Annotated in this window: 14 protein-coding genes and 2 tRNA genes; 10 read left to right on the forward strand and 6 right to left on the reverse strand. The window is 71.6% G+C overall.

The window, feature by feature from the left end:
- Positions 1-96: 96 nt before the first annotated feature.
- Complete coding sequence (locus tag AC07FA_RS12340; protein ID WP_479075023.1) at positions 97-606, reverse strand: SSI family serine proteinase inhibitor; 510 nt, start codon at positions 604-606, stop codon at positions 97-99.
- A gap of 215 nt (positions 607-821) precedes the next feature.
- Here AC07FA_RS12340 and AC07FA_RS12345 point away from each other — a divergent pair.
- Positions 822-912 (forward strand) — tRNA-Ser (locus tag AC07FA_RS12345).
- Between the two features lie 238 nt (positions 913-1150).
- Positions 1151-1223: transfer RNA gene (locus tag AC07FA_RS12350), tRNA-Arg, on the forward strand.
- Between the two features lie 68 nt (positions 1224-1291).
- Here the strand turns inward: AC07FA_RS12350 and AC07FA_RS12355 are convergent.
- Positions 1292-1678, reverse strand: coding sequence for a winged helix-turn-helix transcriptional regulator (locus AC07FA_RS12355; protein WP_479075025.1), 387 nt, complete (start codon positions 1676-1678; stop codon positions 1292-1294).
- The gene (locus AC07FA_RS12360; protein ID WP_479075026.1) at positions 1675-2127 is read right to left on the reverse strand and encodes a GNAT family N-acetyltransferase; all 453 of its coding nucleotides are present in this window, start codon (positions 2125-2127) and stop codon (positions 1675-1677) included. The genes AC07FA_RS12355 and AC07FA_RS12360 overlap by 4 nt, the downstream gene beginning before the upstream one ends.
- Before the next feature lie 74 nt (positions 2128-2201).
- Here AC07FA_RS12360 and AC07FA_RS12365 point away from each other — a divergent pair, with 74 nt between their 5' ends.
- From AC07FA_RS12365 to AC07FA_RS12400, 8 genes are all read left to right on the forward strand, one after another.
- Positions 2202-3086 (forward strand): DUF2797 domain-containing protein, encoded by an 885-nt coding sequence (locus AC07FA_RS12365; RefSeq protein WP_479075181.1) that lies wholly within the window; start codon positions 2202-2204, stop codon positions 3084-3086.
- A gap of 44 nt (positions 3087-3130) precedes the next feature.
- Entirely contained in the window at positions 3131-4003 is an 873-nt protein-coding gene (locus AC07FA_RS12370; RefSeq protein WP_479075027.1) for an amidohydrolase family protein, read from the forward strand.
- A gap of 95 nt (positions 4004-4098) precedes the next feature.
- Positions 4099-4842, forward strand: a complete 744-nt coding sequence (locus tag AC07FA_RS12375; RefSeq protein ID WP_479075028.1) for a response regulator transcription factor — start codon at positions 4099-4101, stop codon at positions 4840-4842.
- Positions 4835-6379 carry a sensor histidine kinase gene (locus AC07FA_RS12380; RefSeq protein WP_479075030.1) on the forward strand — a complete coding sequence of 515 codons (1545 nt, stop codon included), beginning with the start codon at positions 4835-4837 and terminating at the stop codon, positions 6377-6379. Before AC07FA_RS12375 ends, AC07FA_RS12380 begins: the two co-directional genes overlap by 8 nt.
- Positions 6380-6487: 108 nt before the next feature.
- Positions 6488-7768, forward strand: coding sequence for a bifunctional glycosyltransferase family 2/GtrA family protein (locus AC07FA_RS12385; protein WP_479075031.1), 1281 nt, complete (start codon positions 6488-6490; stop codon positions 7766-7768).
- A complete protein-coding gene (locus AC07FA_RS12390) occupies positions 7765-9888 on the forward strand; it encodes an ArnT family glycosyltransferase (RefSeq protein ID WP_479075032.1) in 2124 nt (707 codons plus the stop codon). Before AC07FA_RS12385 ends, AC07FA_RS12390 begins: the two co-directional genes overlap by 4 nt.
- A 133-nt stretch (positions 9889-10021) precedes the next feature.
- The gene (locus AC07FA_RS12395) at positions 10022-11575 is read left to right on the forward strand and encodes an MFS transporter (protein ID WP_479075033.1); all 1554 of its coding nucleotides are present in this window, start codon (positions 10022-10024) and stop codon (positions 11573-11575) included.
- A gap of 99 nt (positions 11576-11674) precedes the next feature.
- Positions 11675-12451 (forward strand): TetR/AcrR family transcriptional regulator, encoded by a 777-nt coding sequence (locus AC07FA_RS12400; protein ID WP_479075035.1) that lies wholly within the window; start codon positions 11675-11677, stop codon positions 12449-12451.
- Here AC07FA_RS12400 and AC07FA_RS12405 read toward each other — a convergent pair.
- From AC07FA_RS12405 to AC07FA_RS12415, 3 genes are read right to left on the reverse strand one after another with little or no spacing between them, the layout of a single operon-like run.
- Entirely contained in the window at positions 12445-13386 is a 942-nt protein-coding gene (locus AC07FA_RS12405) for an NAD(P)-dependent oxidoreductase (protein WP_479075182.1), read from the reverse strand. The genes AC07FA_RS12400 and AC07FA_RS12405 overlap by 7 nt on opposite strands.
- A 17-nt stretch (positions 13387-13403) precedes the next feature.
- Positions 13404-13874, reverse strand: coding sequence for a PPOX class F420-dependent oxidoreductase (locus AC07FA_RS12410; protein WP_479075036.1), 471 nt, complete (start codon positions 13872-13874; stop codon positions 13404-13406).
- A 29-nt stretch (positions 13875-13903) separates the two neighbouring features.
- Positions 13904-14719: a YceI family protein gene (locus tag AC07FA_RS12415; RefSeq protein WP_479075038.1), complete on the reverse strand. Its 816-nt coding sequence runs from the start codon at positions 14717-14719 to the stop codon at positions 13904-13906.
- Positions 14720-14814 lie beyond the last annotated feature (95 nt).

Raw genomic sequence — 14814 nt, forward strand, 5'->3', positions numbered from 1 at the left:
CTGTGCGAGCCGTGTACGCCGAGGGCGTGACATGTGACCGTCCGCGCACCCTGTGACGTGCGCGGACGCCGGGCGACCGGGCCTGCGGGAGGGCTGTCAGACGGCGGGCAGTACCGGAATCAGGTTGTTCCAGCGGGAGATCTCGCAGCCGTTCACCCGGTTCAGGTAGGCGGAGATGTCCTGCCCCTGCCAGGTCCCGACGATCCGCGCGGTGGCCGGCCCCCCGTGGATCTGGGTGCACATGGCGCCCTCGGGCGTCGGCTGGAACGGGTTCTCGCCCGCCGACTCCGCTTCCGCCAGCCGGTCGCAGGCGGCCTGCGCCTTCGCGTGGGTGCCGCCCGCCCTGGTGGGCCCGCACAGGAGCTCGAAGGTGCCGTCGGCCGCCGGGTCCCCGGAATCCGTGACGGTCACGGTCATCCGCATCCCGGCCTGCTGGTCCCCATGGCTCCACGGGTCCTGCGGGTCGTTCTGCGGGAAGCCGTTCTGGAGGAACAGGGGCAGCGGCACCAGCGGTACGGGGACCGGGGCCACGGCGGTCGCCGCCGGCGCGGCGGCGGCGAGTGCGGCGAGAGAGGCGACGGCGGTGACGGCGAGACGACGCAGCATGCGGGGCTCCTGTGCTCTGGACACGACGTGCGGGGGACGGGCGGGGGCGGCGCCCCCGTCTCCGTCTAACGCTCCGCACGCCCCGACGATGCGCAACCGCTGCGGTGCTTTGCCCTGGCACCCGCATGCCTAGTACGGTGGGCGGCGATTGGTGACAGCGCGCTCGTCTGTGTCATCATCTGCAACGCACCACCCGCGCTCGCGCGGGGTGTGCTGGAGGCGTCGCCTAGTCCGGTCTATGGCGCCGCACTGCTAATGCGGTTTGGGTCTTAAAGCCCATCGAGGGTTCAAATCCCTCCGCCTCCGCTCCCACCCGAAGCCCCGTGCCCTTGGCACGGGGCTTCGGTCGTCTCCGGCCACCGATGGCTCCGTACGGGTGACGCACGACCCGCCCCACAGGTCTCCCGAGACGGTGTTTCCGCAGCTCAGCGCTGGTGGAGCTAATGGATTTCGCGTGACGGCGCAGGTCATGTAATGTTGTTCTCGCAACGCCGACGGGGCACAAAAGCCCGGGAGGCAAGCCAGCGGGTAACACCAACGGCAGGCACTCGTAGCTTAACGGATAGAGCATCTGACTACGGATCAGAAGGTTGCAGGTTCGAATCCTGCCGAGTGCACATCACACGAGAGGCCCCCAGGAGAAATCCTGGGGGCCTCTCGCGTTGCCCGGTGGCGACCGGTCCGGTCAGTGATCGGTCGCGTCGTACGTCAGGCGGGCCTGTTCGACCTTGGGGAGGTTGGTGGTTGCCCAGGTGGCCAGGGTGGCGAACAGGGGGGCCAGGCTGCGGCCCAGGGCGGTGATCTCGTATTCCACGCGGGGTGGGACCTCGGGGTAGTACGTGCGCTCCACGAGGCCGTCGCGTTCGAGTTGGCGCAGGCGTTGGGTCAGAACCTTCGGGGTGATCGTGCCGATGCGGCGTTCCAGTTCGACGAAGCGCTGGCGGCCGTACTCGTTCAGGTTCAGGAGGATCGGTGTGGTCCAGCGGCTGAACACGATGTCGATGACCGGGCCCACGGGGCAGCTGAGTGGGCCGGCCGCTGTGAGTGCGGGGTGGGCTTCGTCCACGGTCATGCGTCGTTTCCTTCGAGTCGCAGCGTGATCCAGGGGGTGCTGTCGCCCGGCAGCACATAGCGCTCGGTCTCGACGAAGCCGTGGTTCAGTGCGAAGCGCAGGCCGTCCGTGTTGGAGGAGAGGACCACCGTCTCGACCACTTGGGCGCCGAGGGTGTGTGCACGCTTCAGGGCGCGTTCGTAGAGCTCCGTGCCGAAGCCACGGCGTCGGTGGGCGGGGAGAACGCGGGCGATGACGGTCGCTGTGAAGGACTCGTCCGCCGGTGGGCGTACGGTCGTGCAGCCCACGAGGTCGTCGCCGAGGTAGGCCACCTCCAGGTAGTTGTGCACGGCGCGTGCCCGTACGTCGTCGAGCGACAGCGTGTGGGCCGGGATGATCGCGTTGTGGGCGTGCTGCCAGTCCTTGAGCATGGCGTCGCCGACGGGCTGTTCGATACGGAGGCCGGTCATCGCACCAGGATGCACCACCCGTGACGCCCGTACCGTGGGGGCGCTGATGTTTCTGTGGAGTGCGGGGGTTGCGCGTGGGATGGCGGTGCACCGGGCTGCGGTGGCCCGATGGCGGGCCCGAGCTGGGCTGGCGCCGGGACGGGGTGCTCGCGGGCCGGCGGGTGAGTGTCCTTTCCTATGGGAAGGAACTCGGGTTTCGGGCCGTCGGGGAGCGGCACTGTGTCGGGGCGCGGGGCAACGCCTGTCCGGTGGCGGCCGTGGTGCCGGCGCGCAGTACGGGGGCGCGGTGTCCGGAGTGCGCGCGGCTGGACCGGGCGCACTCGGTCGCGGCCGACACGATCGCCGACGACCCTCGGACGTACCGCGTCTATCTCGCCTGGTTCGGCCCCGGGATGGTCAAGGTCGGCATCACCGCCGAGGAACGGGGTGCGGCGCGGCTGCGGGAACAGGGGGCCGTGGTGTTCAGCTGGCTGGGGCGCGGGCCGCTGATGGCCGCGCGGCGTACGGAGGAGCTGTTGCGGGCCGCGCTCGGGGTGCCGGACCGGATTCCGTACGCGAGGAAGAGGGCCGTGCGCGCCGTGCTGCCGGGGGCCGGGGAGCGGGCGGCGGAGGTGGCGGAGCTGTACGGGCGGGCCGCCGCGCTCGAAGGGGGCGGGTGGCCGGAGTCGTTGGAGCGTCTGCCCTTCGATGCCGTCGACCATGGCGCGGTGTTCGGGCTCGGCGGGACGGTCGGGGTCGCGCGGGCGGTGACCGGGCTGGTCGACGGGGGTGAGGTGGCCGGGCGCCTGGTGGCGGCGGCCGGGCCGGATCTGCATCTGGAGACCGGGGCGGGTGGTGTCGTGGTGCTGGATACCCGGCTGATCACCGGTTGGGAGCTCGTCGCGGCCGACGCGGGGGCGGGAGTGACGGTGCCCGTCGTCGATATCGGGGGTGGCGGGGTGCAGGGCGGGTTGTTCTGAGAAGGTCGGGGAGGGGTCGGGAAGGGGTGGGAGAGGTGGCTTACGTGAGTGGTGACAGCGCTGATGTCGTGCGGTTCTGGGAGCGGCTCGGGCTTCCCGGGATCATCGATGTCCATACGCACTTCATGCCGGAGCGGGTGCTCCGCAAGGTGTGGGCGTACTTCGACTCGGTGGGGCCGCTGACGGGTATGGAGTGGCCGATCGCCTACCGCCACGACGAGGACGAACGGCTCGCGCTGCTGCGGTCGTTCGGCGTGCTGCGCTTCACCTCGATGCTCTATCCGCACCGGGCGGGGATGGCGGCCTGGCTGAACGGCTGGGCCGCGGACTTCGCGGGGCGGGTGCCCGACTGTCTGCACACGGCGACCTTCTTTCCCGAGGAGGGCGTGGAGCAGTACGTGCGGGAGGCCGTCGAGGCGGGGGCGCGGGTGTTCAAGTCGCACCTTCAGGTCGGGGCGTACGACGCGAACGACCCGCTGCTCGACCCCGTGTGGGGGCTGCTCGCCGAGGCCGGGGTGCCGGTGGTGATGCACTGCGGATCGGGCCCGGCGCCCGGCAAGTACACCGGGCCGGAGCCGGTGGGCCGGCTGCTGGCGCGTCATCCCCGGCTGCGGCTCGTGGTGGCGCACATGGGGATGCCCGAGTACGCGGACTTCCTGGACCTGGCGGAGACGTACCCGGAGGTGCGGCTCGATACGACGATGGCGTTCACGGACTTCGGCGAGGAGTTCACCCCCTTCCCCGTCGCGGAACGGGGGCGGCTCGCGGATCTGGGGGACCGGATTCTGCTCGGCACCGACTTCCCGAACATCCCGTACCCGTACGTCCACCAGCTGCACGCCCTGGAGCGGCTGGAGCTGGGCGACGCGTGGTTGCGGGCTGTGTGTCATGGGAACGCGAGCGCCCTGTTCCGCTGAGGCCGAGAAGGCGCGCACAGGGCGGCCGGTCGTTTCTCAGGCAATTCACAGGAATGGGCAAGAGCTCTCTCACGGGCGTCTCCCAGGGTGGGGTCATGACGATGACGACCTCGCCCCAGGGGCGTACCGAACTGCTCAGGCCGGACCGCAACCCGGTCCGCGTACTCGTCGTGGACGACGAGGCCCCGCTCGCCGAGCTGCTCTCCATGGCCCTGCGGTACGAGGGATGGGATGTGCGCAGCGCCGGGGACGGCGCCGGCGCCGTGCGCGCGGCGCGCGACTTCCGGCCCGACGCGGTCGTGCTCGATGTGATGCTGCCCGATATGGATGGGCTCGCCGTCCTCGGCCGGATGCGGCGGGAGCTCTCCGACGTGCCGGTGCTGTTCCTGACGGCGCGCGACTCCGTCGAGGACCGCATCGCGGGGCTCACCGCGGGGGGCGACGACTACGTCACCAAGCCGTTCAGCCTGGAGGAGGTCGTGGCGCGGCTGCGCGGGCTGATCCGCCGGTCCGGTACGGCCGCCGCGGCGCGGAGCGACTCCACGCTCGTGGTCGGTGACCTGGTGCTCGACGAGGACAGCCACGAGGTCAGCCGGGGCGAGCAGTCGATCCACCTCACGGCGACCGAATTCGAGCTGCTGCGCTTCCTGATGCGCAATCCGCGCAGGGTGCTGAGCAAGGCCCAGATCCTGGACCGGGTGTGGAACTACGACTTCGGCGGCCAGGCCAACGTCGTCGAGCTCTACATCTCGTATCTCCGCAAGAAGATCGACGCGGGTCGCTCCCCGATGATCCACACCCGGCGCGGGGCCGGGTATCTGATCAAGCCCGGTGAGTAGGGGGGTGCGGCCGGCGGGCCTGCTGAGGCGGCCGTGGACGCTGCGGACCCGGCTCGTCGTCTCCGCCGTCTCCCTCATCGCGGTCGTGGCAGCCGTCATCGGCACGGTGACCGCCATCGCGTTCCAGAGCTATATGTACGGCAAGCTGGACGACCAGCTGCACTCCATCGCCGTACGGGCCGAACGGCCGCCCGGTTCACCGCCTCCCCAGGGGCTCCAGGACACCGACGTGCTGCGGTTCGTCGGGATGGGCGGTCAGCCCTTCGGGACGGTCGGAGCCGTCGTCGACGACGGCTCCGTCACCGAGTCGAAGGTGGTCGAGGACACGGGGCTGCGCGCCCAGGAGAGCACGAGGAAGCTGACCGGCGCCGAGTCGCGGGCGCTGGAGGCGGCCGGGGCCGAGGTGGGCTCGGGGGTGCGCGGTGCCGGTCTGCCGGGCCTCGGGAGCTACCGCGTGGAGGCCGTCCGTACGTCCGACGGGACCACGATCGTCGTCGGCATTCCCGCCGACGAGGTGCGCGGCGACCTCACCGCCCTGATCCTCGTGGAGGTCTGCGTCACCGCGGCCGGGCTCGTCGCCGCCGGGATCGCGGGCGCGGCCATGGTCGGCGTCGCCCTGCGCCCGCTGCGCCGGGTGGCCGCCACCGCGACCCGGGTCTCCGAACTCCCCCTGCACAGCGGCGAGGTGGACCTCGCCGAGCGGGTGCCGGACGCCGAGGCCGATCCGCGTACCGAGGTCGGACAGGTCGGGGCCGCGCTCAACCGGATGCTGGGGCACGTCGGTTCGGCGCTGGTGGTGCGCCAGGAGAGCGAGACGCGGGTACGCCAGTTCGTCGCCGACGCCAGCCACGAACTGCGCACCCCGCTGGCCTCGATTCGCGGCTACGCCGAACTGACCCGGCGCGGACGCGAGGACACGGGCCCCGACACCCGGCACGCGCTGGGGCGCATCGAGTCGGAGGCGCAGCGGATGACCGGCATGGTGGAGGACCTGCTGCTCCTGGCCCGGCTCGACGCCGGGCGCCCGCTCTCGTACGAGAGCACTGATCTGTCGCCGCTCGTCGTCGACGCCGTGGGGGACGCGCGCGCGGCCGGCCGGACCGGGGAGAGCGGTGCGGGGAACGAGGAGCATCACTGGCGGCTGGAGCTGCCGGACGTTCCCGCGTCCGTACGGGCCGATCCGACCCGGTTGCATCAGGTGCTGGTCAACCTGCTGGCGAACGCCCGTACCCACACCCCGCCGGGGACGACGGTCACCGCGCGCGTCCGCGCGGCGGGCGCCGGGCGTCCCTGGGTGACGCTCGAAGTGCGGGACGACGGACCGGGTATCGCGGCGGACCTGCTGCCGCACGTCTTCGAACGGTTCGCGCGGGGCGACGCCTCGCGCTCACGCAACGCGGGCTCCACGGGTCTCGGGCTGGCCATCGTGCAGGCCGTCGTCGCCGCGCACCACGGGCGGGTGGAGGTGCGGTCGGTGCCGGGGAACACGGTGTTCTCGGTCCGGCTTCCGGCCGATCCGGTGTACGCGGGGAAGTAGGGCGGAGCCGGGGGCCACGGCAGTGCGGACTCCCGGCCGTCGAGGCTCACAGCACCGGCACAGGCTCAGCACACCGGTGTGACAGCGCGGTCGGCGAGCGTCAAGGGCATGCGAACCGACACCCCTTGGAGCACCTTGCCGGCCCGGGAACATCTCCTGGCCGGAGCGGTCGACGCGGCCGGTGCACCCGTACTCGACGTCGTGGTCCCGGTCTTCAACGAGGAGAAGGACCTCGAAACCTGTGTGCTCCGGCTGCACGACCATCTCGTGCGGACCTTCCCGTACCCCTTCCGGATCACCGTCGCGGACAACGCGAGCACCGACCGCACGCCCCAGGTGGCGGCCCGGCTCGCGGCGGCGGTCCCCGAGGTGTGCGCGTACCGGCTGGAGGAGAAGGGCCGAGGGCGGGCCCTGCGCACGGTCTGGTCGCACTCGGACGCGCCGGTCCTCGCCTATATGGACGTCGACCTCTCGACCGACCTCAACGCGCTGCTGCCGCTGGTCGCGCCCCTGATCTCGGGCCACTCCGACCTCGCCATCGGCTCGCGGCTCGCGCGCAGTTCGCGGGTGGTGCGCGGCTCGAAGCGGGAGTTCATCTCACGGGCCTACAACCTCATCCTGCGCTCCTCGCTGGCCGCCCGCTTCAGCGACGCGCAGTGCGGATTCAAGGCGATACGGTGCGAGGTCGCGCAGCGGCTGCTGCCGATGGTCGAGGACACCGGATGGTTCTTCGACACGGAGATGCTGGTGCTCGCCGAACGTGCCGGGCTGCGTATCCACGAGGTGCCGGTCGACTGGGTCGACGACCCCGACTCCACCGTGCACATCGTGCGGACGGCGACCGACGACCTGAAGGGCGTGTGGCGGGTGGGGCGGGCGCTGGCCGTCGGCGCCCTGCCGCTGGACCGGCTGGCCCGGCCCTTCGGGGACGATCCGCGCGACCGCGCGCTGCCCGGGGTGCCGGGCGGGCTGGCCCGCCAGCTGGTCGGGTTCTGTGTCGTGGGCGTCCTCTCCACGCTCTTCTACCTCCTCCTGTACTCGCTGTTCCGGATGGGCTTCGGCCCGCAGTCCGCCAATGGCGGCGCGCTGCTGGTGTCGGCCGTCGCCAATACGGCAGCCAACCGGAGGCTCACCTTCCGAGTGCGGGGCCGGGGCGGAGCCGTACGGCATCAGGCGCAGGGTCTCGTCGTCTTCGCCATCGGCCTCGCCCTGACCTGCGGCTCGCTCGCCGCACTCGGCGCGACCTCCGGATCGCCCTCGCACGGCACGGAACTCGCCGTCCTGATCACGGCCAACCTCGCGGCGACGGTGCTGCGGTTTCTGCTCTTCCGCGCCTGGGTCTTCCCGGACCGCCGCGGCTCCGAACACGAACTGAGGAACGTCCGATGACCACCCTGTACCCCGGCCATCTCCCCGCCCGGCCGCCGGGCGTCCTCGCGGGGCACGGCCGCCCCCGGGAGCCGTTCCGGCGCCGCGCCCTGCGGGGCAGGGCGGACGACCCGCGCTGGGTGCGGCCGGCCGTGCTCGGCATGCTGCTCGCCGTGGGTCTGGCCTACCTGTGGAACCTCAGTGCCTCCGGGTACGCCAACTCCTTCTACTCCGCCGCCGTACAGGCCGGCAGCCAGAGCTGGAAGGCGTTCTTCTTCGGGTCGCTGGACTCCGCCAACGCCATCACCGTGGACAAGCCCCCGGCCACGCTCTGGCCGATGGCCCTCTCCGTACGGATCTTCGGCCTCAACGCGTGGGCGCTCCTCGTCCCGCAGGTGCTGATGGGGATGGCCACGGCAGGGGTGCTGTACGCCGCCGTCCGCCGCCGCTTCGGCGCGCCCGCCGGACTGATCACGATGGCGGTGTTCGCGCTCACGCCCGTCGCCGCGCTGATGTTCCGCTTCAACAACCCGGACGCGCTCCTCGCGCTGCTGATGACCGTCACCGTCTACTGCGTGCTCCGCGCGCTGGAGAACGGGCGGACGAAGTGGCTGGTCTGGGCGGGTGCCGCGATCGGGGTCGCGTTCCTGACGAAGACCCTCCAGGCGTTCCTGATCCTGCCGCCGCTCGCCGTGCTGTACGCGGTGTGCGCGCCCGCCTCCGTACGCAAACGGCTGGCTCAACTCGCCCTGTCGGCAGGCGTCATGGTCGTCGCCGGCGGCTGGTGGGTGGCGATCGTCGAGCTGTGGCCCGCCTCCTCGCGTCCGTACATCGGCGGCTCGCAGAACAACTCCTTCCTGGAACTGACCTTCGGCTACAACGGACTCGGCCGTCTCAACGGCGAGGAGACCGGCAGCGTCGGCGGCGGTCAGGGCGGTGGCTGGGGGGAGACCGGCATCGGCCGGATGTTCAACTCCGAGATCGGCGGCCAGATCTCCTGGCTGCTGCCCGCCGCGCTGCTCCTGCTGATCGCGGGCGTGTGGCTGACCCGGAAGGCGAAGCGCACCGACACGGCCCGTGCGGCGTTCCTCGCCTGGGGCGGCTCGCTGCTGATGACCACGCTCGTCTTCAGCTTCATGGCCGGCATCTTCCACCAGTACTACACGGTGGCCCTGGCCCCTTACATCGCCGCGCTCGTCGGCATGGGCGTCACGGTGCTGTGGGAGGAACGCTCCACGGTGTGGGCGCGGGCGGCCCTCGCCTGCACGCTCGCCGTCACGGCGTACTGGTCCTACGTCCTCCTGGGGCGGACCCCGGACCATCTGCCGTGGCTGCGCTGGGCCGTCCTGGCCGTCGGGGCCGTGGGCGCGGTGGGTCTGCTGTTCGTCTCCCGGCTGGGGCGCCGGCTCGCTCTCGCCGTCGTGGGTCTCGGATTCGCCGCGTCGCTCGCGGGGCCGACGGCGTACACGGTGAGCACGCTCGGCACCGGGCATCAGGGCTCGATCGTCACGGCGGGTCCGGCCGGTGCCGCCATGAGGGGCGGGGGCGGTCCCGGTGGCGGAGGCGGCGAGGGCCGGAACGGCGCAATGGGTATGCCGCCGGGCGGCGGCCGGCAGGGCCAGGCGCAGCAGGGCCAGGGCCAACAGGGTCAGGGCCAGGGGGGCCGGCAGCCGGGCGCCATGCCCGGTGGCACGGCGCCCGGTGGTACAGCACCCGGCGGTACCCCGCCCGGCGGCGCCACGGCCGAAGGCCGCATGGGCGGCATGGGCGGACTGCTCAACGGTTCGTCCGTCGGCGCCGAGGCGAGGAAGCTCCTGGAGTCGGACGCCGACGCCTACACCTGGGCCGCCGCGGCCATCGGTTCGCAGAACGCCGCGAGCTACCAGCTCACCACCGGTGACCCGGTGATGGCCATCGGCGGCTTCAACGGCAGCGACCCCGCTCCGACGCTCGCCCGGTTCAAGAGTTACGTCGAGGACGGGAAGATCCACTACTTCATCTCGGGCGGCATGGGCGGAGGCGGCGGCGACAGCGGCGCCTCCTCGCAGATCACCTCATGGGTGGAGGACTCCTTCAAGAAGGTCACGGTCGGCAGCGCGACCTTCTACGACCTGACCCGGCCGGCGGACGGAGGGGAGTAGGGGAAGACCGGACATTCCTCACGGGCGGTGGTCGCGAAAGTGACTTGTACGGCGTACAAGGAGTGCCTTACGGTGTACGACGCCACGCACTCCCCTACACCGTACGAGTAGCAACGGAGCTCAAGGAGCCCGCATGACGGCGACCACCGCCGAGCCGAACGACCTCGCCCCCCAGGGGCACCCGCAGCGCTGGCTGATCCTCGGCGTCATCTGTCTGGCCCAGCTCACCGTGCTGCTCGACAACACCGTCCTGAACGTCGCCATCCCCTCCCTCACCACGGAGCTGGACGCGTCCACCGCCGATGTGCAGTGGATGATCAACGCGTACTCGCTCGTCCAGTCCGGCCTGCTCCTCACGGCCGGCAGCGCCGCCGACCGCTACGGCCGCAAGCGGATGCTGGTCGCGGGGCTCGCCCTGTTCGGCATCGGTTCGCTGGTGGCCGGGCTCGCGCAGTCCTCCGGCCAGCTCATCGCCGCCCGTGCCGGGATGGGCATCGGCGGTGCGCTGCTGATCACCACCACCCTGGCCGTGGTCGTCCAGATCTTCGACGACAGCGAGCGGGTCAAGGCCATCGGCCTCTGGTCGACCGTCAACTCGCTGGGCTTCGCCACCGGTCCCCTCATCGGCGGGATCATGCTCGACCACTTCTGGTGGGGCGCGATCTTCCTGATCAACATCCCGGTCGCGATCGTCGGCCTGATCGCCGTCCTGCGGCTCGTGCCGGAGTCCAAGAACCCGCAGGGCGACCGGCCGGACCTGTTCGGCGCGCTGCTCTCCACCATCGGTATGACCGCCGTCGTGTACGCGATCATCTCCGGCCCGGAACACGGCTGGACCTCCGGCCAGGTCCTGCTCACCGCCTTCATCGGGGTCGCGGTCCTCACCGGATTCGTCCTGTGGGAGCTCCACATCCCGTACCCGATGCTGGACATGCACTTCTTCCGGAACCAGAAGTTCATCGGGGCGGTCGCGGGCGCGATCCTGGTCGCCTTCGGGATGGGCGGTTCGCTCTTCCTGCTGACCCAGCACCTGCAGTTCGTGCTCGGGTACGGGCCCCTGGAAGCCGGGCTCCGTACGGCTCCGCTCGCGCTCACGGTGGTGGCGCTCAACCTCACGGGTCTGGGCGCACGCCTCGTACCGAAGCTGGGGACGCCCGCCACCATCGCGGCCGGGATGAGCCTGCTGGCCGGCGGTCTCGGCGCCATCGCGGTGCTCGGCAGCGACGGGTACGGCGGCATGCTCCTCGGCCTGGTCGTCATGGGCGCGGGGATCTCGCTCGCGATGCCCGCCATGGCCAACGCCATCATGAGCGCCATCCCGCCCGAGAAGGCGGGCGTGGGCGCCGGGGTCAACGGCACGCTCGCCGAATTCGGCAACGGCCTCGGGGTCGCCGTGCTCGGCGCCGTACTGAACTCGCGCTTCGCCGCCCTGGTGCCCGCGGCCGTGGGAGCGGCCTCGCTGCCGGCGGCGCTCGCCGCCGCGGACGGCGAGGGCGAGCGGCAGCGCATCACGGACGCCTTCGGCTCCGGCCTGGAGACCAGTCAGCTGGTCGGCGCGGTCGCGGTCCTCGCGGGCGGGCTACTCGCCGCGGCGCTGCTGAGGCGGGCGGAGCGGATGGAATCCGGGCTCGCGGGCCCTGCCGCGAAGGACACGGCTGCGGCAGACTCGGCCGGAACAGCGGCATAGCATCGGAGGGGACGCGTACCGGACCGTGGCCGTCCGGTACGTGCCCCCACCGCCCCGGTCCGTCCCGCCGTCCCGTCGGCAGAACGAGGAGTGAGCCCCATGGTGTCCGCGGCCGACCGCGTGAAGAACCCCGCGAGGACCAGCGTGTGGCTGGACCAGCGGGCACCCTCGCGCACCCGCAAAGCCGAGTCGCCGGTGGGCCTCGACCGGGACAGGATCACCGCCGCCTCGGTACGGCTACTGGACGCGGAGGGCCTCGCCAAGTTCTCCATGCGCCGCCTCGCGGCGGAGCTGGACGTCACCGCGATGTCCCTCTACTGGTACGTCGACACCAAGGACGACCTGCTGGAACTGGCCATGGACTCGGTCTTCGCCGAGATCGTGCCGCCCAGCGAGGACGCGGACTGGCGCGACCGGCTGCGCGACATGGCCCGCAGCTACCGCGAACTGATCGTCCGCCACATCTGGGTGTCGCCGCTGGCCGGTCACTTCCTCAACATCGGCCCGCACGCCATGCTGTTCTCGTACGCCGTCCAGGACATCATCCGCGCCACCGGACTGCCGATGAAGAACCAGACGGGCGCCCTGGCCGCCGCTTTCCACTTCGTGTACGGATTCGGCACCATCGAGGGCCACTTCGTCGAGCGGTGCCGGGAAGCGGGGCTCAGCCAGGACGAGTACTTCCAGCAGGCCATGGGCACCATCCGGGCCGAGCCGCACCTCAAGAAGCTCGCCGACACCTCCCTCGACGTGATGGAGGCGCGCGGCGGCGACACGGTCGGCGAGATGCGTGAGCTGGATTTCGTCTTCGCGCTGGACCTGGTGATCGCGGGTATCGAGGCGATGTGCGCCCGGGCGGGCGTCTCCGCTCAGTAGCCCCGGCCCACATCCACGGCGAGCGCCGGCACCCGGCCCGCGCGCAGGTCGTCCCAGCACGCCTCGAAGTCCCTGACGACGTCCTCGTCGGCCGTGATCCCCGCGGAGTGCGACGTGATCACCGTACGAGGAAGCCGCCAGCAGCGGTCGTCGGGTGCGGCGGGCTCCTCGGGCAGCACGTCGAGGACCGCACGGCGTACGGTGCCCGCCCGCAGGGCCGTCTCCAGCGCCGCCATGTCCACGGTCGCCCCGCGCCCCACGTTGAGGAACGACGCCCCCCGCACGGCGGCGAATCGGCCGGAGCCGAAGTACCCCTCCGTCGCCCCGGTCAGCGGCAGCGCGGCGACCACCCAGCGGGCGGTGGCGAGGGCGTCGGCGTCCTGACCGGCGCCGATCACCTCGTCGAAGCCCGGTGGCGGCACGGCACGCCCCCTGCGGGCCACACCCACCGTCCGGATGCCGCAGCCCTTCAGGAGACCGGCGACCGCCGAACCGATGCGCCCGGTGCCGTAGACCAGAGCGGTCTGTCCCGCGGCGAGCTCGGAGGGGACGCGCCGCCACTCGGCCCGCGCGTGCTGCGCGGCGAACTCCGGGACGGACTGGCATTCGGCGAGCACCCAGGCCAGGACGTACTGGGCGATCCGCTCGCCCATGCGCCCCACCGTCCGGGTGAGCAGCGCGTCCTGCGGCCAGGGGCCGGAGCCGAGCAGCGCGTCCGTACCGGCGTTGACGCTGTGGAACCAGACCAGCCGCCCTCCGCGCAGCGCGTCCGGAAGTGAGGCACCGACAAGGAGATACGGCTCGTCCGGCACACGGTCCGCCGGGCGTTCCACCGGTCTTCCGGTGATCCGTTCCAGTTCACGGGCCACGGCCTCGCCCACCGGGGGAGCGACCAGGAGCCGGGCCCGCGCGAGCAGCTCAGGGGCGGGCGTTATGGGATTCACCCGGGCGCTCAGCTGCCGGGGGCCAGATGGGCGGGGAAGCCGCCGGTGGCGAGGGGGCCCCAGCGCTCCGGAGTGATCCGGATGATCGACTTCCCCTGCTTCACCATCGCCGCCCGGTACTCGTCCCAGTCCGGGTGCTCGCCGGAGATGTTCCGGAAGTACTCGACGAGCGGCTCGACCGAATCCGGTGAATCGATCACCTCGGCCGAGCCGTCGATCTGCACCCAGGGCCCGTTCCAGTCGTCCGACAGGACGATCAGGCTCACCCGCTCGTCCCGCCTGGCGTTACGGGTCTTCGCGCGCTCCGGGTACGTCGAGACGACGATCCGGCCCGCGTCGTCGACACCACAGGTGAGCGGGGAGCCCTGGGGGCGTCCGTCGGACCGGGTGGTGAGCAGGATCGCCCGGTGCCTGGGCCGTACGAACGCCAGCAACTCTTCGGGTCCGACGACGGTGTTGGTCGCGATGTGGGGTGCCATGCCCCCGACCCTACGACGCCCCGGAACCCCTACGACGGCAGGGACTCGCCCTGCACCGCCTGGATGTCCAGCTCCACGCGCAGCGTCGTACCGATCGCCGAAATGCCCGCCCGCACCACCTGGTTGTAGTTCATGGCGAAGTCGTCGCGGCGCAGTTCGGTCGTCGCGTGGAAGGCCGCGCGCATCCCGCCCCACGGGTCGGGGCCCGTGCCCAGATAGCTGAGGTCGAGGTCCACGGCACGCTTCACGCCGTGCAGCGTCAGCTCCCCGTGCACCGTCCAGCGGTCGGGTCCTGCCGGGGTCAGCCCGTCGGAGCGGTACGTGATCTCCGGGAAGCGGTCCGCGTCCAGGAAGTCGGGCGACCGCAGATGTTTGTCGCGCATGTCGTTGCCGGTGTCGATGCCCGCCGCGCTGATGACGGCGTCGACGCGGGACCGTTCGATGTCCGGCGCGATCTCGATCCGGCCGGTGAAGTCGGTGAACCGGCCGTGCACGCTGGAGATCCCCAGGTGCTGTGCGACCGTGCCCACCGAGGAGTGCGCCGGGTCCAGTGACCAGATGCCCGGAGGCGGCAGTTCCGCCCCGCCCTGCCGGGCCATCACGACCGTGCCCGCGTCGATCCGGCCGCCGGCCGTGACGAGCGCGGTGGAGGCGGTGGGGGCGTACCCGACCGCCGTGACGATCACGGTGTACGCGCCGGCCTGCAGCGGGTTCTCGGTGCGGACCGCCCCGTTCTCGTCCGCGTCGGCGCGCACCACCTGGGTGCCCGTCATATCGGTGACTGTCACGACCGCGTGCTGGACCGCCCAGCCGTCCCGCGTCCGTACCTGTGCGCGAAGTGCCATCGCGTTTCTCTCTCCTCGCTCCATGACCCCGAGGGTCAAATGAGTCGGGCCCCGGGGGCGGGTGCGGCAGGCCGTCCCCTGCCTGCCGTACCCGC

The organism is Streptomyces sp. NPDC045968 (genome assembly GCF_056430475.1).

Excerpts from the sequence above, each read along its gene's own strand:
- AC07FA_RS12390 (WP_479075032.1), top strand. The coding sequence starts at position 7,765 with ATGACCACCCTGTACCCCGGCCATCTCCCCGCCCGGCCGCCGGGCGTC.
- AC07FA_RS12360 (WP_479075026.1), bottom strand. The coding sequence starts at position 2,127 with ATGACCGGCCTCCGTATCGAACAGCCCGTCGGCGACGCCATGCTCAAG.
- AC07FA_RS12410 (WP_479075036.1), bottom strand. The coding sequence starts at position 13,874 with ATGGCACCCCACATCGCGACCAACACCGTCGTCGGACCCGAAGAGTTG.
- AC07FA_RS12415 (WP_479075038.1), bottom strand. The coding sequence starts at position 14,719 with ATGGCACTTCGCGCACAGGTACGGACGCGGGACGGCTGGGCGGTCCAG.
- AC07FA_RS12395 (WP_479075033.1), top strand. The coding sequence starts at position 10,022 with ATGACGGCGACCACCGCCGAGCCGAACGACCTCGCCCCCCAGGGGCAC.
- AC07FA_RS12400 (WP_479075035.1), top strand. The coding sequence starts at position 11,675 with ATGGTGTCCGCGGCCGACCGCGTGAAGAACCCCGCGAGGACCAGCGTG.
- AC07FA_RS12375 (WP_479075028.1), top strand. The coding sequence starts at position 4,099 with ATGACGATGACGACCTCGCCCCAGGGGCGTACCGAACTGCTCAGGCCG.
- AC07FA_RS12385 (WP_479075031.1), top strand. The coding sequence starts at position 6,488 with ATGCGAACCGACACCCCTTGGAGCACCTTGCCGGCCCGGGAACATCTC.
- AC07FA_RS12340 (WP_479075023.1), bottom strand. The coding sequence starts at position 606 with ATGCTGCGTCGTCTCGCCGTCACCGCCGTCGCCTCTCTCGCCGCACTC.
- AC07FA_RS12355 (WP_479075025.1), bottom strand. The coding sequence starts at position 1,678 with ATGACCGTGGACGAAGCCCACCCCGCACTCACAGCGGCCGGCCCACTC.